We start from the raw sequence: 24,214 nt of genomic DNA, 5'->3' as shown, positions 1-24,214 counted from the left end.
AGGGGTCGGGGGAGGGAAGTGCCGCAAACGAGACGGTCGGTTTGGGCCACGCCCTCCCCCGACCCCTCCCGCAAGCGGGAGGGGAGTTACGCCGCGGCGACCTTTGTCGCAGGCTTCGCGCGGACACCGAGCATGTGGCAGATCGCGTAGGCCAGTTCCGCACGGTTAAGCGTGTAGAAATGGAAATCCTTCACCCCGCCCGCATAGAGCCGCCGGCACATCTCGGCCGCGATCGTCGCTGCAACGAGCTGCCGTGCGGCGGGGTGATCGTCGAGCCCCTCGAACAGCCGGTCCATCCACGCCGGGATCTCCGCGCCGCACAGTCCCGCGAACTTCCGCGTCTGCGCGACGTTCGACACCGGCAGGATTCCCGGCAGGATCTGCGCGGTGATCCCGGCCGCGGCGACCCGGTCGCGAAACCGGAAATAGGCTTCTGGCGAGAAGAAGAACTGCGTGATCGCGCGGGTCGCGCCGGCATCGATCTTGCGCTTCAGATTATCGATGTCGGCGTCATGTCCGCTCGATTCCGGATGGCATTCGGGATACGCCGCGACCGATATCTCGAACGGGTGCAGCTTCCGCAACCCAGCGACCAGCGCCGCCGCATTCTCATACCCGCCCGGATGCGCCTGATACGGCTGGCCGAGCGTCGGCATGTCGCCACGCAGCGCGACGATATGGCGCACGCCCGCCGCCCAATATTCCTCGGCGACCTGGTCGATCTCGGCCTTGGTCGCCTCGACGCAGGTCAGGTGCGCGGCGGCGTTCATCGACGTCTCGCGCTGGATCCGCGCCACCGTCGCATGCGTCCGCTCGCGCGTGGAGCCGCCTGCGCCGTAGGTGACCGACACGAAATCGGGGCCGAGCGGCTCCAGCGTGCGGATCGCTTCCCAGAGCTGCGCCTCCATCTTCTCGCTCTTGGGCGGGAAGAATTCGAAGCTCAGACCGACATCACCCGCAAGATCCGCGAACAGCGGTTCTTCGAGCGCGCGGCGCGCTTCTGCCAGTTGGGGGATCGAAATGCTCATGCCGCCTTTACCTCATACACGCTCGCACCGATCTTTCGACCGAGCCACAATTTCACCGTCAACTCACCACCCTCGAGCGTTTCCACGCGCGCCGTCTGCAAGCCCGCCGCCTCGAACCACGTGGCGATCTGCTCGTCCGCGAAGCCGAGCCGGGTATGCGCATCGCGCAACCGCAGCTCCTCGCGGTCGTGGCTCGCAAAGTCCGCGATCAGCAATCGGCCGCCGGGGGCCAGCACACGCACCGCTTCAAGGATCGCCGCGCCCGGCTGTTGCGCGAAATGGAGCACGTGATGCAGGATCGCGACATCCGCCGCACCATCGGCCAGCGGCAGCGCGTACAGGTCTGCCTGGCGCAATTCGGCGTGCGTCATGTCGTGCAGCTTGGCGCGGGCCAGTCGCAGCATCTCCGAACTGCGATCGATCCCGAGCGCGACCGCAGCCCGCCCGCCGAACAGTTCGAGCATACGACCGGTGCCGGTGCCGATGTCGATCAGCGTGCCCATCGGCGCTTCGCCCAGCACAAGCGCCATCGCCGCCTCGACCTCGCTGTCGGCGACATGCAGCGAGCGGATCGCGTCCCACTCGTCGGCATGCCCCTCGAACCATGCCGCGGCAGACGCCGCCCGGTCCGCGCGTACCGCTGCAAGCCGTGCGGCATCTGCCACCGCCCAGTGATCGGGTTCGGCCTTCGCCCAGACATCGAGCGCACCGGCGACGGGCTCGACCACGTCCGGCGCGCCGAGTGCCACGAACACCCAGCTGCCCTCCTTGCGACGTTCCGCGAGCCCGGCATCGCACAAGATCTTCACATGCCGGGATACGCGCGGCTGGCTCTGACCGAGCACCTGCGCGAGTTCGCCGACCGACAGCTCCATGCGCCGCAGCAGCGCAAGGATCCGCAACCGGGTCGCGTCCGCCAGAGCACGGAAGATTTCGAGCGCCATTGCCATGCAGAGACATATAAAGAATTCTTTATATGAGGTCAACGCAGGGATGATCCGACACCGCTTGTCGCATCGTCACCGATCATGACGGATCGGAAACGGCTTGGCCGCGTTCGAATGCGCTATGGACTGGGCCGTCTCCGGTCCACAAGGCCACATCCGACCCGGATCGACGCCGTGTTCATCAACGGGAGTAGTACAGTATGAAGAAGTTCCTGATCCCCGCCCTGGCGCTCACCGCCGGTCTCGCCGCCTGCAGCAACAACGCGCAGGACCAGACCGCACAGGCCGCCAACGCGATCGCCGCCGATGCCAGCGCCACCACCGAGAATGCCGTCAGCGACGTCGGTGCCGCCAGCGACCGCGCACTCGGCTCGGCCGAGCGTTCGCTCGACAATGCCGGTGCCAAGCTCGACAACGCGACCGACAATCTCGACGTGAAGGCCGACCGTGCCGGTGACCGCATCGAAGCCGGTGCAGACCGTGCAGGCGCCTCGATCAGCAACGGTGCCGACCGCGCCGCCGACGCCACCGGCAACGCGCTGACCCGCGCCGGCAACGCGATCAAGGACTAACCTCTGAATGGACCGCCGCCCGCCCACTCACGTCATCCCAGCGAAAGCTGGGATCTCCCGGTTCCTGTCGCAACGACCCAAGCGGGGAGATGCCAGCGTTCGCTGGCATGACGGACTGGGGCTGGCGGCGGTCCTGTTTCCTGCTTTGCTCGCGGCCTGCTCGCCGGTCAGCGAACCCGGCGCCGTTACCGCCGACGAAGCACACCAGTTGAACGAAGCCGCCGCGATGCTCGATGCGAACAGCGTCGATCTGAACGCGGTCGCGTCCGACGAGCAAGACATTTCCTCGAATCAAAGCGACCAGCCTCGATGACCAAGCGCCGCCTCGGCTCGACCGATCTCCAGATCGCCCCGCTCGTCCTGGGTGGCAACGTGTTCGGCTGGACTGCCGACCGTGCCGCCAGCTTCGCCGTGCTCGACGCATTCGTCGCAGGGGGCGGGACGATGATCGACACCGCCGATGTGTATTCGGCGTGGGTCGACGGCCATATTGGTGGCGAATCCGAAGCCATGATCGGCGAATGGCTTAAGACCAGTGGTAAGCGCGACGACGTGCTGATCGCCACCAAGGTCGGCATGCTGCCCGGCGAAGGCGGCGAGAAGCTCGCCCCCGCGCGCATCGCTGCCGCTGCCGAAGCGTCGCTTAAGCGGCTCGGCACCGACCGGATCGACCTCTATTATGCGCATCAGGATGACGAGGACGTGCCGCAGGACGCCGTCCTCGAAGCGTTCGGCAAGCTCGTCGACGCGGGCAAGGTCCGCGTCATCGGCGCGTCCAACTTCCACGCCGCGCGCCTGAAATCGGCGGTCGAGGCGGCCAAGACGTCGGACCTGCCACGCTATCATGTGCTCCAGCCCGAATATAACCTGGTCAGCCGCACCAAGTTCGAGGGCGAGCTGCAGGATTACTGCGTCGTCGAGAATATCGGTGTGCTGCCGTATTACGGGCTCGCGTCGGGCTTCCTGACGGGCAAATACCGCACCAAGGACGATCTTGCGCAGAGCGTTCGCGGTGGTCGCATGGGCGAACTGCTCGAGGGCAAGGGCAAGGCCGTGCTCGATGCGATGGACTCGGTGGTCGAGGCCACCGGCGCGACGCACGCGCAGGTCGCGCTTGCGTGGTTGATGGCCCAGCCCGGGGTGACTGCTCCGATCGCTAGCGCAACCAGCGTGAAGCAGATCGAGGACCTTCTTCCCGCGATGACGCTCGAACTGAGCAAGGACCAGCTCGACGCGTTGACGGACGCAGGCGCCTGACCCATCGCCCCTCCCCCTGGCGGGGAGGGGCGATCAGTCTCCTGCGAACGTCAGCGCGGAGGTTCGCCGTTCGCGTTCATTGATCAGCAGCGCACGGCCCGCCGGGGCGATCGAGCGTTGCGGGCAATCGGTGCGGAAGCAGGCTCGGCATCCCAGGCCGATCGGCATCGCCCTCCCCGCCAGGTCGAAGCCGCTCGCCGCGGCCAGCACCCCCGCCTGCGATGCCGCCACGCCGAGGCCGATCGCGAACTCGGCGTGGACCGCGCCGAAGCGACTACCCTGCGGCGTCACCGTCCGCGCCATCGTCAGCCAGCGCGCGCCGTCTTCCAGCTCGACCAGTTGCACCATCAGGCTGCCCGGCCGGTCGAACGCATGGTGGAGGTGCCATAACGGACACCGCCCGTCCGCCTCGACCAGTGCCGCACCGCTCGCACCGGGATAGCGCTTCGATGCCTGCCCCGCGCGGTCGATCCGGATCATGAAGAACGGCAGTCCACGTGCGCCGACCCGCTGCAACGTCGTCAGCCGGTGTGCGACCTGTTCGAAACCCGCGCCGAACCGGCGCTGGAGCAGCTCGATATCGTACCCGGTCGTCTCGCACCCGCGCAGGAACCGTGCGTACGGCATCATCAGCGCGGCGGCGAAATAGCCAAGCAGGTGGCGACGATAGAGCCGCTCAGCAGCACGATCGGTGAAGCCTGCGCCTTTCGCGAGCGCATCGATCTCCGCCTTCGCCTCGATCTGGCCAAGCTGGAAAGCGACCGCGAACGTCCGCGAGGCGGGGTCGAGCATCTCGCTCAGCTGCAACTGGCGCGCGTGGAGATCGAGCCGGCGCAGCATGTCCGGCAGCACATCGGCGGGCAGAACGCGGATCGTCAGGCCGTGTTTCGACCGCAGCCGCTCGGCAATCGCGCCGTAAAGGTCGCCCGCACCGAGCCTCAGCTCGTCCGCCAGCGCCTCAGCCGCCGCGTCGAGATCGGCGAAATGATTGCGCCAGCGCTCGATCTCGCGACGGACCAGCGTCACCGGATCGTCGCTCGCCTCGACTACCGCGCCGCCGCCGATCCGGTCGAACACGCGCGCGAACGCGGCCGCGCCGCCGGGGGCGCTGGCAAGCCACTCCTCGACTTCGTTGCGGTCGATCTCGAGGTCGGCGAACATCGGGTCCGCCAGCCGCCGCCGGATCGCTTCGGCACCGCCGCCGGGCTCGGCGGCGGTGAGCGAGCGCGGATCGAAGTCGAAGCTCTCCGCCAGCTTGATCAGCAGGGTGGCCGAGATCGGCCGCTGGTTGCGCTCGACGAGGTTCAGGTAGCTCGGGCTGATCGCGAGCATGTCGGCCATCGCCGCCTGCGTCAGCCCCGCCCCGCGCCGCAGGCGGCGGATCGCATGCCCCGCCAGCAATTTCCGTTCCGCCATCGCAAACCCTCCTGTCACGATCTTTACAGGCCGACAGCCTGGAAGCAAGAACGACGGACATCGCGACGCTGCTGCAAACCGACTTCCCATTCCAACCGGCCGGTATCGCCCGCTATTAGGTGTGCATCGCTTCTCTCGATATGCAGCCGCTGTAAAGAGAGAGACAAGACGCACCATCGAAGGAGGCAAGCCATGCAGACCACCACCGAACAACCCCGCGCCCGCGCCGTCTTCTCGACCAACGATTTCGCGCTGATGAAGGAAGTGCTCGGCGAGATGATCAGCAAGACTTCGATCGACGACACGCGACTGATGCGGATGAGTGCGCTGTACCACCGCCTCGGCCGGCTCGGCTGACACGCTTTCAGGCAGTTTCCTGGGGAGGAAAGGTGCCCGCCGGTGGTTCGTCCACCGGCGGGCATTCCTGCGAGTCACGATGCTCCCCCCGCGAGGTCTCCGCCAGATCTTCGCCAACCTCTTGCGAAGCGGCCCCTTTCCAACCCCGCCCCCTGGTGTAGGACGGCGGCATGGCCAAGACACTGACCGCTCGCATCAAGGACGACATCGTCCTCTACGGCGCCCTCGCCGCCAATCTCGGGATCGGGGTGGCCAAATTCGTCGCCGCCGGGCTGACCGGATCGTCGTCGATGCTGACCGAAGGCTTCCATTCGGTGGTCGACAGCGGCAACCAGGTGCTGCTGCTCTACGGCCAGCGCAAGGCCAAGCGCCCCGCCGACGAGGCACACCCGTTCGGCTATGGTCGCGAGCTGTATTTCTGGGCGTTCGTCGTCGCGATCCTGATCTTCGCGATCGGCGCGGGGGTATCGATCTACGAGGGATGGCGCCACATCCAGTCGCCCGAGCCGCTGACCAGCCCGACGATCAACTATGTCGTGCTGGCGATCTCGTTCGCGCTGGAGGGCAGCAGCTGGACGATCGCGGTGCGCGAATTCTCGAAGACCAAGGGCGATATGGGCTGGTGGTCGGCGATCCACCGGTCGAAGGATCCCGCGGGCTTCATCGTGCTGTTCGAGGATTCGGCAGCGCTGGCGGGCCTCGTAATCGCCGGGATCGGCATCTGGGCGAGCCACGCCTTCAACGATCCGCGGATCGACGGCGCTGCTTCGATCGCGATCGGGCTGATCCTCGCCTTGGTCGCCGTGCTGCTCGCGCGCGAATCGAAGGGCCTGTTGATCGGCGAGCGCGCCGACCCGGCGGTGATCGCGACGATCCGCAAGATCGTCACCGGGTATCCCGGGATCACGGCGGTCAACCATGTCCGCACGATCCACACCGCACCCGACAGCATCTTTGCCGCGATCAGCGCCGATTTCGACGATGCGATGACGATGGGCGCCGGCGAAACGATGATCGAGGCGATCGAGACCGAGCTGCGAACCGCGGTGCCGACCTTGTCGTCGATCTATATCCGCCCCGAAAAGCGCGAGGAAGCGGTACCAACCACCCGGATCATGGATCAAAAGCCAGCGCCGCAAAGCTGATCTGTGTTCGCGTTATCCCACTGGTAAGGCACGTAATTCCGCGATAGCTTGCCGGCATGAGACGCTGTGTTCGACTGCTCGCCCTGCTGGTGTTCTGGATCGGTTTCGCGCTGCCGGCGAACGCCGCGGTGACGATCACGTTCTGGAGCCACGAACTCGGCAACAGCTTTCCGCATGCGTTCTTCACGTTGCGCGGCGTGGCCGATGCGGGCGGCGATCCGGTCGACGCCAATTTCGGGTTCACCGCGAAATCGCTGACCCCCGCATTGCTGTTCGGCCCGGTCGCCGGCAAGCTCGACATCGCGACGCCCTTTTACATCAAGGGCAGCGATGCGCAGTTCTCGGTGGTCATGACCGATGCGCAATACACCGCCATCCTCGCGCTGGTCGACGCGTGGAGCGAAGGCAAGCCCGACAGCATCTATCGTGTCGGCGACCATAATTGCGTGACCTTCGTGAAGGAGGCTGCGCGGCTGGTCGGGCTGACCGACCTCGATCAGCCTGAGCTGATGAAAAAGCCGCGCTCCTATCTGAAGGCGGTCCTCGCCAGGAACGCGACGCGGGCGATACCGGTCGGGCTGCACGGCAAGGAGTATCTCGCGACGCTCGGCCCGCTGGTCCCGGCGCCCGCGACACCGCGCGCCGACGTTCCGGTTATCGCGACCGCGACCGTTTCATCGCTGCCGCAGCCGCAGCTCCCGCTGGCTACGGCGCGCTAGGGCGCCGGTACCAGTTCGACGACGTCCAGCACCGATTCGAACCGCGGATAGGGCAGTACGACCCGCCAGCGGCGTGTGCCGATACGCTCGATCAACCCGGCCATGTCGCGGTTCGCGTCGCGACCATAGCGCATCGGCCGCTTTTCGTCGCCAAGCTCCATCGTCCCGAGAAAGACCGCACGCGCGTTCGTGTCCGCGAAGATCCTGCCGACGGGGCGTTGCGATCCGTCGAGCTTGACCAGGCTGACGACGCTGTCGCCACTTGAGTTGGGGTCCGCGCCGCCGATCCGGCACGCGAACCAGCCCGAACTGGCAAAGGTCGGCCCGATCCCGCCGCGTGCGCCGAGCTTGAACGTGCGGCATCGATAGCTGCCGCTCGGGGGCAATGGGGTCTCCAGCGCGTGATCGGGATCGAACAGCACGGGTTCGCGAGCGATTTCGCGCGGATCGGCCTGTGCGAGCGCGTTGATCCAGGCGCCGCGCCAACCCCTCAGGCGCGCACGATCGGCCGACGTGGCGACCCGGCGCCAGTCGCGATCGGCGGCGTCCCCGTCACGCGAATCATCTAGCGGGTCGGCCGGGGCCACGATGTCCCCCGCGGACATGACGCGCCGGTCGTTCGAGCCACAGGCCGCGATCATGACGCAGGCGGTTGCCGCCCACCAGGCGCGTGTCGGCAGCGGTATCGGGCCAGCCGGGACCCTCATGCCGCGGTCCACCCGCCATCCATCGACAGGTTCGCGCCGGTGATCGCCCTGGCCTCGTCGCGACACAGGAACAGCGCGAACGCCGCGACCTGTTCGGGCGTGACGAATTCCTTGGTCGGTTGCGCCGCGAGCAGCACGTCGTTCATCACCTGGTCGCGCGTCAGCCCGCGCGCCGCCATCGTGTCGGGAATCTGGTTCTCGACCAGCGGCGTCCAGACATAGCCCGGCGAGATGCAATTGACGGTGATGCCGTCGGTCGCGGTCTCCAGCGCGATCGTCTTGGTCAGGCCGGCGATCGCGTGCTTGGCCATGACGTAAGCGGACTTGTTGGGGCTCGCGACCAGCGAATGCGCCGACGCGGTCGAGATGATCCGCCCCCAGCCCTTCGCGCGCATGTGCGGCACCGCGGCGCGCATCATGTGCCAGGCAGAGGACAGGTTGATCGCGATGATCGCGTCGAACTTGTCGATCGGGAAATCGGCGATTCCCGCGACATGCTGGATACCCGCGTTGTTGACGACGATGTCGACGCTGCCGGTCTCGCGCGCCGCCCGTTCGACCATCGCGGCGATCTCGTCGGGCCTCGTCATGTCGGCCGCGTCGTACAGGGCGGCCGCGCCGCTGACCTGCGCCAAATCCGCGCGCTCCCGTTCGATCGCGTCCGCATCGCCAAAGCCGTTCAGGACGATCGCCGCGCCTTCGGCAGCAAACGCCTTGGCGTAGGCGAGCCCGATGCCGGAGGTTGATCCGGTAATGACTGCCGTCTTGCCCTTCAGGAACATGCGCACTCCCCCTATCGCTGTCGGCCCATCACTATCGAACCGCCGAGATCGAACCGCCGAACGTACAGCCTTGCAACTCTACCGCCACCTTGCGCATTTCGTTCCCAAGCAGAAACGAAAAGGGGCATATCATGCGGCTCGACGACTTCGATCCGAACATCAACGTGGAGGACCAGCGCGGTTCGGGCGGCGGAGGCGGCGGCTTTGGCGGCGGCGGCGGCCTGCTGATGGGACTGTTGCCAATGATCGGCAGCCGCTTCGGCTGCGGCGGGATCGTCGTCGTGCTGATCCTGATGGCGGTGTTCGGCGGCATGGGCGGTCTCGGCGGGCTGCTGGGTGGCGGGCAATCCTCCGCCCCGACCACTCAGAACGGCGCACCACGCGCAGGCACGAACACCACGACGAGCTGCACCCTGACGCCCGAGAGCAAGGCCGCTTGCAACGCGTTCAGTTCGGCCGACAATACCTGGGAAGCGATTTTCCAGAAGAACGGCCAGCGGTTCGAGGCGCCCAAGCTCGTCTTCTTCGACGGTAACGGCAAATCCGGCTGCGGCGCGGCGCAGTCGGCGATGGGGCCGTTCTATTGCCCGACCGACCAGGGAATCTATCTCGACACGAGCTTCTTCTCGGAACTGTCGAACCGCTTCAAGGCGGAGGGCGACTTCGCGCAGGATTACGTGATCGCGCACGAGTTCGGCCATCATATCCAGAAGTTGCTCGGCACCAATGCGCAGGTCCAGCAGGCGCAGCGCCAGGCGAGCGAGACCGAGGGCAACGCGCTGTCGGTGCGGCTGGAACTGCAAGCGGATTGCTATGCCGGCGTATGGGCGGCGGCGAACCGGTCGCGGCTCGAGGCGGGCGATATCCAGGAGGGCATGACCGCGGCGCAGGCGATCGGCGACGACACGTTGCAAAAGGAATCGCAGGGGCGTGTGGTACCGGACAGCTTCACGCACGGGACGTCGGCGCAGCGTCAGACGTGGCTGAAGCGCGGGCTCGACAGCGGCGATCCGGCGCAGTGCGACACGTTCTCGGGCGCGATCTGAGCGGAACTTCTAGATCCTCCCCCCAGCGGGGGAGGATTGCGGGCGGCGATTCGAGTTGGATAACCGTCACCCCAGCGAAAGCTGGGGTCTCCCTCGTGGTTCGCGACGCCCGCCTGACCGGGAGATCCCAGCTTTCGCTGGGATGACGGGGATACTTGGCGATGGCGGCGAGACGCGGAGATGACGGCGACAGCAATTGCGGCCGTGCCGCCTTACCCGACGGTCACGCCCTTCCAGAATGCGTACCGGCCCTTGATCTCGGCGGCGGCGGATTTCGGATCGGGATAATACCAGACGGCATCGACGTTGCGTTTGCCGTCGACGACCAGCGTCTTGTAGCTGGCCACGCCCTTCCACGGGCAGTTCGAGTGCGTGGCGCTATCCTCCAGCAGCGCCGGATCGACGCTGTTCGCGGGAAAATAGTGATTGCCCTCGACGACGACGGTGTCGTCCGATCGTGCGATCTCGTGGCCATTCCAGGTTGCAACAGGCATGCCGATCTCCTTCAGACGCTCCCCAGCCCCGCCGCCTCATACCGCTCGGGCTTGAACCCGACCAGCAGCGTCTCGCCAGCCTCCAGCACAGGCCGCTTGATCATCGACGGTTGCGCCAGCATCAGCGCCACGGCCTTGCCCGCATCGAGATCGGCGCGGTCCGCCTCGGGCAGTTTTCGGAACGTGGTGCCGGCGCGGTTGAGCAGCGCCTCCCAGCCGACCCGGTCGATCCAGCCTTCCAGGCGCGCCGCATCGATCCCGGCGGCCTTGTAGTCATGGAACGCGTAGTCGACGCTGTGCGTGTCGAGCCAGGCCCGCGCCTTCTTCATCGTGTCGCAGTTTTTGATGCCGAACAGCGTAATCGTCAAAGCCGCCTCCTGTCGGCCCCTCGCCCACGCGATGCCCGGTGCCCTGCGCGTCCTATCGCCGCCCGGCGTGCAAGGACATGGCTTTCCCACGATGATCGCCCCACGCCGCCCAGTCCGACACGAAGGATCTCGGACAGTAACCATCCCGTAAACCTGGTAACGCGATACGTCTTCATCGTCATGGATGGCGATATTGAGACACAATCCGACACATACCGGATCTCACATACAACACCCGCCTAGCAAAACGGTACATCACGACGGCTTACGCCAAACTGTCATCTATGACTCATAGCGAAACTACGAGAAAACGACGGCGATCTCCGCGTCGTATTTCGACGGGTCTTCAAAAGGGGCATACATGCGTAAGACATTATTCTGCAGCGCTGCACTCGCGGCGCTGGTTCTTCCCGCCACGGCGCACGCGCAATCGACCGGCACGGTCGACGCGGAGACCGATATCGTCGTCAGCGGCCAGCGCTCGACGGGCGTGAACGGTATCCAGACGCCCGACAGCCCCAAGGCGAAGGCGGTCCTGACGCAGGAGTTGATCGAGCGCCGCACACCCGGCCAGACGATCCTCGACACGATCAACCTCGTCCCCGGCGTGAACTTCACGAACAGCGATCCGTACGGCGGCTCGGGCGGGCAGCTGCGCATCCGCGGGTTCGACGGCAACCGTATCTCGCTGACGTTCGACGGCATTCCGCTGAACGATTCGGGCAATTACGCGATCTATTCGAACCAGCAGCTCGACCCCGAGCTGATCGAGCAGGTCAACGTCAATTTCGGCGCGACCGACGTCGATTCGCCGACCGCCAGCGCGTCGGGCGGCACGGTCAATTACCGGTCGGTGATGCCGAAGGACAAACTCGGCGCAACGATGGCCTATTCGCACGGCACCAACGACATGAACCGCTTCTTCGCCAAGCTCGATACCGGCGTCTTCACCTCGTTCGGCACCAAGGCGTGGATCTCGGCCAGCGAACAGCGCTACGACCAGTTCCGCGGTTCGGGAGAGATCAACAAGCAGCAATATAACGCCAAGATCTATCAGCCGATCGGCAGCAAGGGCGATTTCATCGCGTTCGGCGCGAACTACAACCAGAACCGCAACAGCTCGTACAGCAACCCGACGCTCGCCAATATCCGCACGACGCTCGGCACCGCGGTCGTGCCGACGACAGGGATCACGTCGGACACGCCGTACACGCTCGACCTGAGCAACTCGCAATACGACACCGTGTTCGACGACAAGACCAACGCCTATCTCTACGACAGCACCTGCTCGCTGCCCTCGGCGAGTGGCGGGGCCGGCAGTCAGAGCGACAAGACCGCGTGCAGCAACGTCGCATCGACCGCGATCAACCCGTCGAACACAGGCAATTTCCGCGTCAATTCGCGCTACACGCTGACCGACAAGCTGATCTTCACCTTCGACGGTGCGTACAGCTTCACCCGCGCCAATGGCGGCGGCTCGGCCGTGCTCGCCGAGAGCGACGCCAACGCGACCAACGCAGCGGGTACGGCGGCGGCGACCAGCGTCTACACCTACCAGCTCCAGCGGCTCGGTGCAGGCGTCGCGTCGACAGTCGATATCAACGGTGATGGCGATACGCTCGATTACGTGCGCGTCTATCTCCCGTCGAACACGCGCACGCAGCGCTTCACCGCGATCGCAGGCTTGCGCTACGATCTCGACGCCGACAACACCGTCCGCTTCGCCTATACCTGGGATCGCGCGCGTCATCGCCAGACCGGCGAGGCGAGCCTGCTCGATGCCGCCGGCAATCCGTACAGCGTCTTCAGTGCGCTCGACGGCGAGGGCGAAGGTGCAGTGCTCGATGCGGCGGGCAATGTCGTCAACAAGCGCAACCACCTGTCGTACGCGATCCTGCACCAGGTGTCGGGCGAGTATCGCGGGTCGTATTTCGACGATGCGTTGAAGCTCGCGGTTGGCCTGCGCGCGCCGTTCTTCCGCCGCAACCTGACCAATTACTGCTACACGATCCCGGGCAATTCGAGCGACGGATACTGCACCTCACAGACCGCCGCACAGGTCGCCGCGAACGCCACCACGGCCGCCTATGGCGCACCGTACAAAAACCGCATCAAGTCGTACAACGCGGTCCTGCCGAACGTCGGAGCAACCTACAGCTTCACCCCGAATGCGAGCATCTTCGCCAGCTATGCCAAGGGCTTCTCGGCACCGCGCACCGACAATCTCTATGCGTTCGACGACGTCACGATCGCGCCGGTCGCCGAGGTGAAGCCCGAAAAGACCGACTCGTTCGATCTCGGCCTGCGCTATTCATCGCGGCTGATCCAGGCGCAGCTGGCCGGCTGGTACATCCATTACGACAACCGGATCATCTCGATGCTGACCACGCTCGAGGGTGGCGGCACGCTGACCACCGATCGCAACGTCGGCACGGTCAAGAGCAAGGGCGTCGACGCGAGTCTCGGGATCACGCCGATCCGCAACATCTCGCTCTACGGGTTCGTGTCGTACATCGACGCCAAGCTGCAGGACAACGCGGTCGACCCGACCACCGGCGCGATCACCGCGGCGACCGCAGGCAAGTTCGTCGTCGAGACGCCCAAATGGCAATATGGCGGCCGGGTGCAGGCATCGTTCGATCCGGTCTCGATCGGCGCGCAGGTCAAGCATGTCGGCCAGCGCTACGTCACCGACGTCAACGACCTGATCGCGGCGGGCTACACCACGGTCGATCTCGACGCGCGGTTCGACCTGGCGTTCGCCGGGCTCGACAAGACGTTCTTCCAGCTGAACGTGTCGAACCTGTTCAACGAACGCTATTTCGGCAACCTCAGCACCGGGACGACGGCGGCGAGCACGACGCGCTACACGTTCGGCGCACCGCGGACCTTCATCGGCTCGGTCCACTTCGAGTTCTGATCGACGGCGAACAGAGCGGGCGGGATGGGCAACCCTCCCGCCCTTTTTTTATGGAACCGGCAGCATCCCCAAGCCGGTAGCGTGGCGCGCCGCACGCGGGTATCTGTGCGGCATGAAGCATCCGTTCTACGCGATCCACACGCACGGCCTGATCCGCGTCGCCGCCGCCACGCCCAGGGCCTCGGTCGGCGATACCGCCGCCAATGCCGCCGCGACGATCGCGCTGGCGCGGGATGCCGACGCGCAGGGCGTCGACCTGATCGTGTTCCCCGAATTGAACCTGACCTCCTATGCGATCGACGACCTACACCTGCAGACTGCACAGCAGCGTGCGACGCTGGCGGCGATCGCGGCGGTCGTCGAGGCCAGTGCGGACCTGCGACCGGTGCTGCTCGTGGGCGCGGCGCTGGTGCGGAACGGGCGGCTGTATAATTGCGCGCTGGCGATCGCCCACGGCCGCGTGCTCGGCGTGGTGCCCAAGACGTTCCTGCCCAATTATCGCGAATTCTATGAAAAGCGCTGGTTCGCGAGCGGCGCGGGCATGACCGGACTGACGATCGACCTCGGCGGCGAGGAGGTGCCGTTCGGGACCGACCTGATCTTTGCCGCGCACGACCTGCCCGGGTTCGTGTTCCATGCCGAGATCTGCGAGGATTATTGGGCCCCTACCCCGCCCTCGACCGCCGGCGCGCTCGCCGGCGCGCTGATCTGCTGCAATTTGTCGGCGTCGAACATCGTCATCGGCAAGGCGCGCGAGCGGGCGATGCTGGCGGCGGCGCAGTCGGCGCGCGCGGTGTGTGCGTACGTCTATTCCGCGGCGGGCCCCGGCGAGAGCACCACCGAAGTCGCGTGGGACGGCCAGGGGCTGATCCACGAACTCGGCGAGCAACTGGCGGAATCGAAGCGGTTCGCGACCGAACCAGAGCTGGTCGTCGCCGACGTCGATTGCGAGCGGATCACGCAAGAGCGGCTGCGGTTCGGGACGTTCAACGATGCCGCCGTGTTTGCGGGCAACCCGGAGACGCGCTTCCGGCGGATCGGGTTCGATCATGCGCCGGTCTGCGACGATGCCGGTCTGGAGCGTGCGATCCGCCGCTTCCCGTTCGTCCCGAACGATCCGGCGCGACGCGACGACGATTGCTACGAAGCGTTCAACATCCAGGTGGAGGCGTTGTCGAAGCGGCTCGTCTCCGCAAACGCCGAGACGATCGTGATCGGCGTCTCCGGTGGCCTCGACTCGACGCATGCGCTGATCGTCGCAGCCAAGGCGATGGACCGGCTCGGCCGCCCGCGGACCAACATCCTCGGCTTCACGATGCCCGGCTTCGCGACCGGAGACGGCACCAAGGCGAACGCCTGGGCGCTCATGCGCGCGCTCGGCATCACCGCCGAAGAGATCGATATCAAACCCGCCGCCCGCCGCATGCTGGAAGACATCGGCCACCCCTTCAGCGAGGGCGAACCGGTGTACGACATCACGTTCGAGAACGTGCAGGCGGGCTTGCGCACCGATTACCTCTTCCGCCTCGCCAACCAGCGGCGCGGGATCGTGCTCGGCACCGGCGATCTCAGCGAGATGGCGCTTGGCTGGTGCACCTACGGCGTCGGCGACCAGATGAGCCATTATGCGGTCAACAGCGGCGTGCCGAAAACGTTGATCCAGTTCCTGATCCGCTGGTGTATCCGCACCGACCAGTATGACGCGGCGACCGACGCCATTCTGTCGACGATCCTCGCGCAGGAAATTTCGCCCGAGCTCGTCCCCGCGGGTGCGGACGGCGCATTGCAGAGCACGGAGTCGATGATCGGGCCGTACGCGCTGAACGACTTCTTCGCGCATTACGTCATCCGCCATGGCCTTGCGCCTTCGAAGATCGCGTTCCTCGCCTGGCACGCCTGGCGCGATGCGAGCGTTGGCGCGTGGCCGGAGGATCTGCCCGCCGATGCGCGCGTCGCTTACGACCTGCCGACGATCCGCCACTGGCTGGAGAAATTCCTGTTCCGGTTTTTCACGACCAGCCAGTTCAAGCGGTCGGCGATGCCCAACGGACCGAAGGTGTCGGCAGGGGGCGCGCTGTCGCCGCGCGGCGATTGGCGGGCCCCTTCGGACGGAATTGCAACCGCTTGGATCGAAGAATTGCGGTCAAGCGTTCCGTGTGGTTAGCCGCGCCGTCTTGCATAATCCACGGGTCGGGCGCATTGTGAAAATCCTATGACAGTGGCTCCACCGGATGGATCGCGCGATCGCCGGATCGAGATCCCATCTAATCTTTGGCTGATTCACCCGGCGGGCCGTGCGCTTTTGCCGCTCGCCTTGGCGCGTGGAATTTCCGCGAATTCGGTGTCGGTGGCGGGCCTTTGCCTCGGTGGGGCGGCTGCGCTCGCCTATACGCAATGGGGTAATTGGGCGCTGGCGCTGGTCGGTCTGGTGCTGTCGATGGGGTGGCTGATCGCCGACGGGCTCGACGGCATGGTCGCCCGCGCGACCAAGACCGCGAGCCCGCTCGGGCGCATGCTCGACGGGTTGTGCGATCACGGCGTGTTCGCGCTGATCTATATCTCCCTCGCGTTGACGATCGATACGCCCGCGGGCTGGATCCTCGCCATTGCCGCCGGTGGCGCGCATGCGGTGCAGTCGAACATGTACGAAGGCGAGCGTTCACGCTTCCATCGCCGGATCAAGGGCGTGGCGCTCGCAGCGCCCCCCGTACCGACCGGTAACGCGCTCGTGCGCTTCTATGATGGGGTCGCCAGCAGCATCGATCGGATCGCCATGCCGTTCGAACGGACGCTCGGCCAATCGAGCGATCCGGTCGCGCTCGGCGCCAGTTATGGGGCTCGCGCCGTCGCGCCGTTGCGCTTGATGGCCTTGCTTACCGCGAATGTGCGAGTATGGGCGATCTTCGTCGCCTGCTTCGCGGGCAACCCACGCATCTTCTGGTGGTTCGAGATCGTCCCTTTGACGCTCGTGGCCATCGTCGGGCTCGTCTGGCACCGTCGTGTCGAACGCGCCTTCGTTCGTAGTACAACGCCGCCGCGACCAAAGACCGCGTCGCGCATGCATCTTTCGTAAGGAACAGGGTCAGTAATGAATAGCATTCGGATCGCCGTGGTCGGCATCGGCAACTGCGCGAGCTCGCTCGTGCAAGGCCTCGAGCACTACCGTGAGGGCGCCAACGACCAGGTCGGCCTGATGCATTTCGACATGGGTGGCTACAAGCCGAGCGACATCAAGGTCGTCGCGGCGTGGGACGTCGATCGGCGGAAAGTCGGCAAGGACGTCGCCGAGGCGATCTTCGCCAAGCCGAACTGCACCGCGGTGTTCGCGCCGAACGTGAGCAACACCGGCACGATCGTGAAGATGGGCAAGAAGCTGGACGGCGTCGCCGACCACATGGCTGACTTCAAGGACGACCGTACGTTCCTGGTTTCCGACGCCGCCGAACCGACGCGTGAAGAGGTCATCGCCGAGCTGAAGGCATCGGGCGCCGACGTGCTGATGAACTACCTCCCGGTCGGTTCGCAGGAAGCGACCGAATTCTACGCCGAGTGCGCGATCGAAGCGGGCGTGGCGTTCGTCAACAACATCCCCGTGTTTATCGCGTCGAACCCGGTATGGGCGAAGAAGTTCGAGGACGCCGGCGTCGCGATCATCGGCGACGACATCAAGGCGCAGCTCGGCGCGACGATCGTCCACCGTGTGCTGACCGACCTGTTCGCCAAGCGCGGCGTGAAGCTGGATCGCACCTACCAGCTCAACACCGGCGGCAACACCGACTTCCTCAACATGTCGAACCATCGCCGTCTCGAGTCGAAGAAGATCTCGAAGACCGAAGCCGTCCAGTCGGTCGCGGCCGAGCGGATGGACGACGACAACGTCCATATCGGCCCGTCGGATTACGTGCCTTGGCAGAACGACAACAAGGTCTGCTTCCTGCGCATGGAAGGCCAGCTGTTCGGCGGCGTGCCGATGAACATCGAGCTGCGTCTTTCGGTCGAGGACAGCCCCAACTCGGCGGGTGTCGCGATCGACATGATCCGCTGCGCCAAGATCGCCAAGGATCGCGGCATCGCCGGCGTGATCGACCCTGCCTCGGCCTATTTCTGCAAGCACCCGCGCACGCAGATGACCGACGATCTCGCGCAGATCGAAGTCGAGCGGTTCATCAAGGCCGCCTGACATGATCGAGACGCCCCGGATTCAAACGGCGATCATCCTCGCCGCCGGGGAAGGCAGCCGCCTTCGCACCTCCGCCCCGTATAAGCCGCTCTGCGCGGTCGCGGGGCGGCCGTTGATCGCGCATGCTTTGGAAGGGCTGGCTGAGGCCGGCTTTGCTCGCGCGATCGTGACGGTGAGTTATGGTCGCGAGGCGATCGAAGCGTATCTTGGCAGCCGGCGCTGGCCGCTGGCGGTCGAGACAGTGCTCGCCGATCACCGCGAGCCGAACGGCGTCTCGGTGCTGGCTGCGCGCGAGGCGCTGGCCGGTGGCGAGGCGGTGCTGGCGATGTGCGACCACCTCGTCAGTCCCGAACTCTACGCGCGTATGGCGAAGGCTGGCGCTGGCGGTGGTCTCCGCCTCGGCATCGACCGCCGCCTCGGCCATGACTGGGTCGACCCCGAGGACGTCACCTGCGTCGCGACCGAAGGCGACCGCATCGTCGCGATCGGCAAGGGCCTCGAACCGCACGACTGCTACGACACCGGCGTCTTCGCGATCGGCCCTGCGCTGTCGGATGCGCTGGCAACGCTTGCCAGCCCCTCGCTCACCGAAGGCGTCCGCCTGCTTGCCGCGCAAGGCCTGGCCCGGATCGTCGATTGCAGCGACATCGACTGGATCGACGTCGACGACGCGCCCGCGCTGGCGAAGGCCGAAGCGTGGATGGCAACCAGAGCGGACGCCGTGGCGGCTTAGCTTTTCCGTGATCCTCCCCCGCCAGGGGGAGGATCGCACACTCAACGTCTAGCCAACGACCTCGACCCGCGGATCGGGCACGTCCAGCGTTGCGCACGTCCCGACCTGTGCGTTCTCGATCGTCACCGCCCCGCGCAACTGCCGCGCGAGGCTGCCGATCATCCGCATCCCCAGGCTTTTGCGCGACGCCGTCTTCAGGTCGAAGTCCGCCGGCAGCCCGCCGCCCTCGTCCGACACCGTCAGGACGATCCGCCCGTCCGCGCTGCGCACCCTGACCAGGATCACGCCGCCGTCCTCGCCATAGGCATATTTGATCGCGTTGGTGACGAGTTCGGTGACCAGCAACCCCATCGGGATCGCCACGTCGGCGCTGATCAGGATCGCCTCGATATCGCAGTCGATCCGGTGGTTGAGCGACTGCTCGCCAAGCCCCGTCGCGATCCCGCAGACCAGATCGTCGAGCGCGACGATGCCGACCTGGTCGCCCCGCCAGAGCTGGTCGTGCGTCTGCGCGATCGCGGTGATCCGCGCCTGCGCGTCGCCGAGCAGCCGCCGGATCCGCGGATCGTCGTCTTCCTGCATCTGGAGGTTGAGCATCGCCGAAACCAGCGCGAGGCTGTTCTTGACGCGGTGGCTGGCCTCGCGCGTGAGCAGCTCCTGATGCTCCATCGCCTCGCTCAGCCGTTGTTCGGCCTGCTGTCGCTCGATCGCTACGCCGATGAGGTTGGCGAAACCCTGCATGAACGCGAAGTCGGCGGGCTCGAACTGTCCTTCGTCGGGGCTGTCGACCTCGAGCACGCCGAAGCGCTTGCCCGACGTCTCGACGAGCACGTTGATCGCGCGCCGGATATTGTGCCGCGCCATGAACTCGGGCGTCCGAAACCGCTGTTCGTTTTCGAGATGGTTCGAGATTACCGGCAGGCCGGTTTCCAGCGCAAACCCCGCGGGCGAACCGAGATCGGTGCGCATCTCGGTCGACCCTACCACGCCCGGCTCCCAGCCGATGCCGGCGCGCACCAGCAGCGTATCCTGCTCCGGGCGATATTCGAGGAACTTGCAGTATTTCGACCGCATCCCCTCGCCGCACAGCTCGGTCGCACGCTGCAACATCGGCTGGAGATCGCGCGCGCGCAGTGCCTCGATCCCAAAATCGGCCAGGATCGACTGCTGGCGAAGGCGATACTGAAGCTCGCCCGCAGCCGGAGGAGTATTCCCGCCGGGGGAAGTTTCGATGACAGCCAAGATGCACTCCGCTCTGTTTCACGCGTCTTGGGGACGCTCGCCGATCATGCTAGGCTGGTGCAATGACCGAGATGGTGCCTCTTACCACCGTGCCGCTCCCCGTAAAGCTTCGGGTCGAGGACTATCTGATGCTCGACGCCGCCGGGGCGTTCGAGGCGTATGGCAAAACCGAGCTGCTGGACGGGGAAATCGTCTACATGAATTCGCAGCACAGGCCGCACGCGCGGATCAAGTCACGGCTGTTTCGCCTGATCGCCGATACGCTCGATACGTTGCCGGGCAATCTCGAAGCGCTTGTCGAAGGGTCGGTTTCGATGCCGCCCTACAACGTGCCAGAACCTGATATCGCTGTAACCGCAGAACCGGAGGGCGAAGGGCTAATCCCGCTCGCATCGCTCGCACTGGTGATCGAGGTTGCGGATACGACGCTGCGCAACGATCTCGGCCGAAAGCGCAAGATCTATGCGCGCGAAGGCATTGCCGAATATTGGGTCGTGAACGTACGCGCGAGGGTGATCCACCAATTTTGGGCGCCGCTGGGTGATCGCTTCACCCAGTCGCGTGATGTGTCCTTCGACACAGGGATCGAGTCGACGACGATTCCGAACCTGAGCGTAGCCACGTCCGCGCTTTAGGCGAAACCAACGGTCAACATATTGCCGAGGTCGGACCGGCACTCCGGATATCTTCGAAATAGAGGCATTCGACCGCGTGCATCACCCGGGCGAAGGCGGGGGCACAGTTGGGGGATCCCGCTTGCGACGGCTGCGCTACGTTACCACAAACTTTCCAACTGGGCCTCGGCCTCCGCCGGGGTGGCACCTGCTCTGTCAGCAGTAAGTACCGACAGGTTCCGAGGACGACCATTCCGCAAACCAGAATTGTATCGGATTTGCGGGAGCCAAGCTTTCTCGAGCGTAGGCGAAGGGCCCGGCAGAACGGGAAAGGGACGGATCGATATCCCCCGATGATGCCGAACGATCCTCCCCCTTGCGGGGGGAGGATTTTCGAGTCGTCGCGCTTCAGGCGATCAGCGGGTCAGCTTCTTGTACGCCAGACGCGTGGGCCGATCGGCGGCGTCACCCATGCGGCGACGCTTGTCCTCCTCGTACGACGCGTAGTTGCCCTCGAACCACTCGACGTGGCTATCGCCCTCGAATGCGAGGATATGCGTCGCCAGGCGATCGAGGAAGAAGCGGTCATGGCTGATGACCACCGCGCAGCCCGCGAACGTCTCCAGTGCCTCTTCGAGCGCACGCAGCGTCTCGACGTCGAGATCGTTGGTCGGCTCATCGAGCAGGAGGACGTTGCCACCCTCCTTCAGCATCTTGGCCATGTGGACGCGGTTGCGCTCGCCGCCCGACAGCTGGCCGACCTTCTTCTGCTGGTCCGCCCCACGGAAGTTGAACGCGCCGACATATGCCCGCGTGCCCATCTCCTGCTTGCCGAAACGGAAGATCTCCAATTCGTCGGAGATTTCCTGCCAGACGTTCTTGTTCGGATCGAGATCGTCGCGGCTCTGGTCGACATAGCCGAGCTTGACGGTCGAGCCGACCTCGATCGTGCCCTCGTCGGGTGTTTCCTGGCCGGTGATCAGCTTGAACAAGGTCGACTTGCCCGCGCCGTTCGGGCCGATCACGCCGACGATGCCGCCCGGGGGCAGCGTGAAGTCGAGGCCGTCGAACAACAGCTTGTCGCCATACGACTTGGTCAGGCCCTTCGCCTCGATCACCTTGCCGCCGAGACGCGCGGGCAGCTGGATCAGGATCGCGGCCTTGCCGGCGACGCGGTTCTCCTGCTTCTCCATCAGCTCGTCGAACGCGCGGATACGCGCCTTCGACTTGGTCTGGCGCGCCTTGGGGGTCTGGCGCATCCACGCCAGCTCGTCGGCGATCGCCTTCTGCTTGCCCGCCTCTTCGCGCTCTTCCTGGCTGAGGCGCTGCGCCTTCTTCTCCAGATAGCCCGAATAGTTGCTCTCGTAGGTGTAGTAGCGCCCGCGATCGAGCTCGAGCACCCAGTTGACGACGTTGTCGAGGAAGTAGCGGTCATGCGTCACGAGGATGACGTTGCCGGTATATTCCTTGAGGTAGTTCTCCAGCCACGACACGCTTTCGGCGTCGAGATGGTTGGTCGGCTCATCGAGCAGCAGGATCTGCGGCTTCTCCAGCAGCAGCTTGCAGAGCGCGACACGGCGCTTCTCGCCGCCCGACAGGTTGGTGACGTCGGCGTCGCCCGGCGGGCAGCGCAGTGCCTCCATCGCCTGTTCGAGCTGGCTGTCGAGCGCCCAGCCATCGACCGCGTCAATCTTGGCCTGGAGCTCGCCCATCTCCTCCATCAGCGCGTCGAAATCGGTGTCGTCCTGCGGATCGCCCATTTCGGCCGATATCGCATTGAACCGGTCGACCAGGTCCGCGACCGGCCGCACGCCGTCCTTGACGTTGCCCATCACGTCCTTGGTGGGATCGAGCTGAGGCTCCTGCGCCAGATAGCCGACGTTGACGCCTTCCGCCGCCCAGGCCTCGCCGGTGAAATCGGGATCCATGCCGGCCATGATCTTCATCAAGGTCGACTTGCCCGAGCCGTTGGGGCCGATGATCGCGATCTTCGCCGACGGGATGAACTGCAGGTGGATGTTGTTGAGAACGGGCTTGTTGGCACCGGGGAAGGTCTTCGACAGACCCTTCATGACGTAGGTATACTGGACGGCCATGTGGGTGCCGAGCTCCATGCTAGAAATATGGCGGGATTTGACGTGCGCAGATAGCGATGCGGCGGGCCGTTGGCAAACGGGGAGCGCCGACATACGCTGCCCCGATGATGAAACGCACCCTGCTCGCGGCGCTGGCCGCTTCCGCCCTCACCTCTCCCCTGTTAGCGCAGCGTACCGCCGCCCCGGCGACCGCGGTCGACGCGGAGGTTGCGGCGCTCCGCGACAAGGCGCTGACCGACGATACCGCGTACAAGATCGTCGAGGGCATCACGACCGAGGTCGGCCCGCGGATGACGGGCACCGAGGCGGCACCGCGGGCCCGCGCCTGGTCGGTCGCTAAGCTGAAGGCGCTCGGGTTCAAGAACGTGCGGATCGAGAAATACCAGCTACCGGTCTGGTCGCGCGGCACGGAGAGCGGTGAGCTGGTCGCACCCTATGCGCAGAAGCTGCATCTGGTCGGCCTCGGCAATTCGGGCGCGACGCCGCCGGGCGGACTGACGCTGCCGATCGTGTATTTCCCGACGTACAACGACCTGGCGCTCGCCGCCGACGGCAGCCTGAAGGGCAAGATCGCGTTCGTCTCCAACGCGATGCAGCCGACCCAGGATGGGTCGAGCTATGGATCGCAGGGCACCGCGCGCTTCGTCGGACCGAACGTCGCCGCCAAGAAGGGCGCGGCAGCGATCGTGATCCGGTCGATCGGCACCGATCACGGCCGCGGGCCGCACGCGGGCAACACCAATTTCGACGCGGGCGTGACTCCGATCCCCGCGGCGGCGCTGTCGGTCGCGGATGCCGAGCATGTCGAGCGGCTGGTGAAGCTCGGCAAGCCGGTGACGCTGAAGCTGGTGCTCGAGGACAAGCAGGCTGGGATGCAGGAATCGGGCAACGTCGTCGCCGAGGTTCCGGGCACCGATCCCAAGGCAGGCATCGTGCTGGTCGGTGGCCATCTCGACAGCTGGGATCTGGGCACCGGCGCGATCGACGACGGCGCGGGCATCGCGATCACCGCGGCTGCCGCCAAGCTCGTCATGGACAGCGGGCAGCGCCCACGCCGCACGATCCGCGTCGTCTGGTTCGGTGACGAGGAGAGCGGCGGGTTCGGCGGAACCGCCTACGCCAAGGCGCATGCCGGCGAGCGTCACGCGACCGCCGCCGAATCGGATTTCGGTGCCGACCGCGTCTGGCGCTTCGAAAGCAGCCTGCCCGATGCCGCCAAGCCGGTCGTCGATCGCCTAGCCGTCGCGCTCGCGCCGCTCGGGATCATCCGCGGCAACGACGCCCCGCACGGTGGCACCGATGTCGGCCCGACGATCGCCACCGGGGTAGCCGGAATCGACCTCAACCAATCGGGCCTGCGCTACTTCGACTACCATCACACGCCCGAGGACACGCTGGGTTTGATCGACCCCGAACAGCTTCGTCAGAACGTCGCCGCCTGGACCGCGATGATCGCCACGGTCGCCAATGCGCCTGAGGAAATCGGTCCGATCGTGCCCGGAAAGTGACCAGTCGCTGCAACCGAAACGTCATCGTTCTGCCGCAAACCTTGCGGACAGATGAATTTAGCGGATTGACCGCCCGCCGGGGT

At 65.7% G+C, this 24,214-nt stretch carries 23 protein-coding genes; 14 read left to right on the top strand and 9 right to left on the bottom strand.

Going from position 1 to position 24,214, the window contains the following annotated elements; genetic code table 11:
- Window positions 1-86: 86 nt before the first annotated feature.
- Together metF and VH567_RS16075 are read right to left on the bottom strand one after the other, a co-directional pair.
- Window positions 87-1,028 carry a methylenetetrahydrofolate reductase gene (gene metF / locus VH567_RS16080; protein ID WP_423327248.1) on the bottom strand — a complete coding sequence of 314 codons (942 nt, stop codon included), beginning with the start codon at window positions 1,026-1,028 and terminating at the stop codon, window positions 87-89.
- Window positions 1,025-1,978 (bottom strand): ArsR/SmtB family transcription factor, encoded by a 954-nt coding sequence (locus VH567_RS16075; protein WP_423327247.1) that lies wholly within the window; start codon window positions 1,976-1,978, stop codon window positions 1,025-1,027. The genes metF and VH567_RS16075 overlap by 4 nt, the downstream gene beginning before the upstream one ends.
- Before the next feature lie 197 nt (window positions 1,979-2,175).
- On the opposite strand from VH567_RS16075, the gene VH567_RS16070 reads away from it, so the two are divergent.
- The 3 genes from VH567_RS16070 to VH567_RS16060 are packed head-to-tail and all read left to right on the top strand — an operon-like array spanning window position 2,176 to window position 3,804.
- The gene (locus VH567_RS16070) at window positions 2,176-2,547 is read left to right on the top strand and encodes a hypothetical protein (RefSeq protein WP_423327246.1); all 372 of its coding nucleotides are present in this window, start codon (window positions 2,176-2,178) and stop codon (window positions 2,545-2,547) included.
- 7 nt (window positions 2,548-2,554) lie between these two features.
- Entirely contained in the window at window positions 2,555-2,860 is a 306-nt protein-coding gene (locus tag VH567_RS16065) for a hypothetical protein (RefSeq protein WP_423327245.1), read from the top strand.
- Entirely contained in the window at window positions 2,857-3,804 is a 948-nt protein-coding gene (locus VH567_RS16060; protein ID WP_423327244.1) for an aldo/keto reductase, read from the top strand. The genes VH567_RS16065 and VH567_RS16060 overlap by 4 nt, the downstream gene beginning before the upstream one ends.
- Window positions 3,805-3,837: 33 nt before the next feature.
- Here VH567_RS16060 and VH567_RS16055 read toward each other — a convergent pair whose 3' ends face one another.
- Window positions 3,838-5,220 carry a helix-turn-helix domain-containing protein gene (locus VH567_RS16055; protein ID WP_423327243.1) on the bottom strand — a complete coding sequence of 461 codons (1,383 nt, stop codon included), beginning with the start codon at window positions 5,218-5,220 and terminating at the stop codon, window positions 3,838-3,840.
- A 192-nt stretch (window positions 5,221-5,412) separates the two neighbouring features.
- Here VH567_RS16055 and VH567_RS16050 point away from each other — a divergent pair, with 192 nt between their 5' ends.
- From VH567_RS16050 to VH567_RS16040, 3 genes are all read left to right on the top strand, one after another.
- Entirely contained in the window at window positions 5,413-5,577 is a 165-nt protein-coding gene (locus VH567_RS16050) for a hypothetical protein (RefSeq protein WP_423327242.1), read from the top strand.
- A gap of 170 nt (window positions 5,578-5,747) precedes the next feature.
- Window positions 5,748-6,722, top strand: a complete 975-nt coding sequence (locus VH567_RS16045; RefSeq protein ID WP_423327241.1) for a cation diffusion facilitator family transporter — start codon at window positions 5,748-5,750, stop codon at window positions 6,720-6,722.
- Between the two features lie 56 nt (window positions 6,723-6,778).
- Entirely contained in the window at window positions 6,779-7,441 is a 663-nt protein-coding gene (locus tag VH567_RS16040) for a hypothetical protein (RefSeq protein WP_423327240.1), read from the top strand.
- On the opposite strand, the gene VH567_RS16035 is transcribed toward VH567_RS16040, so the two are convergent.
- Together VH567_RS16035 and VH567_RS16030 are read right to left on the bottom strand one after the other, a co-directional pair.
- Complete coding sequence (locus VH567_RS16035; protein ID WP_423327239.1) at window positions 7,438-8,148, bottom strand: DUF4893 domain-containing protein; 711 nt, start codon at window positions 8,146-8,148, stop codon at window positions 7,438-7,440. The genes VH567_RS16040 and VH567_RS16035 overlap by 4 nt on opposite strands.
- Window positions 8,145-8,930, bottom strand: a complete 786-nt coding sequence (locus VH567_RS16030; protein WP_423327238.1) for a 3-hydroxybutyrate dehydrogenase — start codon at window positions 8,928-8,930, stop codon at window positions 8,145-8,147. Before VH567_RS16030 ends, VH567_RS16035 begins: the two co-directional genes overlap by 4 nt.
- Before the next feature lie 131 nt (window positions 8,931-9,061).
- On the opposite strand from VH567_RS16030, the gene ypfJ reads away from it, so the two are divergent.
- Window positions 9,062-9,976, top strand: coding sequence for a KPN_02809 family neutral zinc metallopeptidase (ypfJ, locus tag VH567_RS16025; protein ID WP_423327237.1), 915 nt, complete (start codon window positions 9,062-9,064; stop codon window positions 9,974-9,976).
- A 212-nt stretch (window positions 9,977-10,188) separates the two neighbouring features.
- On the opposite strand, the gene VH567_RS16020 is transcribed toward ypfJ, so the two are convergent.
- Together VH567_RS16020 and VH567_RS16015 are read right to left on the bottom strand one after the other, a co-directional pair.
- Complete coding sequence (locus VH567_RS16020) at window positions 10,189-10,470, bottom strand: DUF427 domain-containing protein (RefSeq protein WP_423327236.1); 282 nt, start codon at window positions 10,468-10,470, stop codon at window positions 10,189-10,191.
- Between the two features lie 11 nt (window positions 10,471-10,481).
- A complete protein-coding gene (locus tag VH567_RS16015; protein ID WP_423327235.1) occupies window positions 10,482-10,838 on the bottom strand; it encodes an ArsC family reductase in 357 nt (118 codons plus the stop codon).
- A 361-nt stretch (window positions 10,839-11,199) separates the two neighbouring features.
- Between VH567_RS16015 and VH567_RS16010 the strand changes: the two genes are divergently transcribed.
- The 5 genes from VH567_RS16010 to VH567_RS15990 all read left to right on the top strand — a co-directional run bounded on the left by VH567_RS16010 (window position 11,200) and on the right by VH567_RS15990 (window position 18,671).
- Window positions 11,200-13,758: a TonB-dependent receptor gene (locus VH567_RS16010; protein WP_423327234.1), complete on the top strand. Its 2,559-nt coding sequence runs from the start codon at window positions 11,200-11,202 to the stop codon at window positions 13,756-13,758.
- Window positions 13,759-13,870: 112 nt separating this feature from the next.
- On the top strand, window positions 13,871-15,922 hold the full coding sequence (locus VH567_RS16005) for an NAD(+) synthase (protein ID WP_423327233.1): 2,052 nt from the start codon (window positions 13,871-13,873) through the stop codon (window positions 15,920-15,922).
- Between the two features lie 48 nt (window positions 15,923-15,970).
- On the top strand, window positions 15,971-16,831 hold the full coding sequence (locus tag VH567_RS16000; RefSeq protein ID WP_423327232.1) for a CDP-alcohol phosphatidyltransferase family protein: 861 nt from the start codon (window positions 15,971-15,973) through the stop codon (window positions 16,829-16,831).
- Between the two features lie 15 nt (window positions 16,832-16,846).
- Window positions 16,847-17,938, top strand: a complete 1,092-nt coding sequence (locus VH567_RS15995) for an inositol-3-phosphate synthase (RefSeq protein ID WP_132735585.1) — start codon at window positions 16,847-16,849, stop codon at window positions 17,936-17,938.
- Window position 17,939: 1 nt separating this feature from the next.
- Window positions 17,940-18,671: an NTP transferase domain-containing protein gene (locus VH567_RS15990; RefSeq protein WP_423327231.1), complete on the top strand. Its 732-nt coding sequence runs from the start codon at window positions 17,940-17,942 to the stop codon at window positions 18,669-18,671.
- 48 nt (window positions 18,672-18,719) lie between these two features.
- Here VH567_RS15990 and VH567_RS15985 read toward each other — a convergent pair whose 3' ends face one another.
- Window positions 18,720-19,913: a sensor histidine kinase gene (locus VH567_RS15985; protein ID WP_423327230.1), complete on the bottom strand. Its 1,194-nt coding sequence runs from the start codon at window positions 19,911-19,913 to the stop codon at window positions 18,720-18,722.
- A 62-nt stretch (window positions 19,914-19,975) separates the two neighbouring features.
- Between VH567_RS15985 and VH567_RS15980 the strand changes: the two genes are divergently transcribed.
- Entirely contained in the window at window positions 19,976-20,548 is a 573-nt protein-coding gene (locus tag VH567_RS15980; RefSeq protein WP_423327229.1) for a Uma2 family endonuclease, read from the top strand.
- A 395-nt stretch (window positions 20,549-20,943) separates the two neighbouring features.
- On the opposite strand, the gene ettA is transcribed toward VH567_RS15980, so the two are convergent.
- Window positions 20,944-22,623 carry an energy-dependent translational throttle protein EttA gene (ettA, locus tag VH567_RS15975; RefSeq protein ID WP_423327252.1) on the bottom strand — a complete coding sequence of 560 codons (1,680 nt, stop codon included), beginning with the start codon at window positions 22,621-22,623 and terminating at the stop codon, window positions 20,944-20,946.
- Window positions 22,624-22,727: 104 nt separating this feature from the next.
- Here ettA and VH567_RS15970 point away from each other — a divergent pair, with 104 nt between their 5' ends.
- Entirely contained in the window at window positions 22,728-24,131 is a 1,404-nt protein-coding gene (locus tag VH567_RS15970; protein ID WP_423327228.1) for a M20/M25/M40 family metallo-hydrolase, read from the top strand.
- Window positions 24,132-24,214 lie beyond the last annotated feature (83 nt).

Source organism: Sphingomonas sp. 4RDLI-65, from assembly GCF_049472435.1.
GTDB lineage: Bacteria > Pseudomonadota > Alphaproteobacteria > Sphingomonadales > Sphingomonadaceae > Sphingomonas.
The sequence above is the reverse complement of the archived record's forward strand: the minus strand, read 5'-3'. Positions and strand labels throughout refer to the sequence as shown.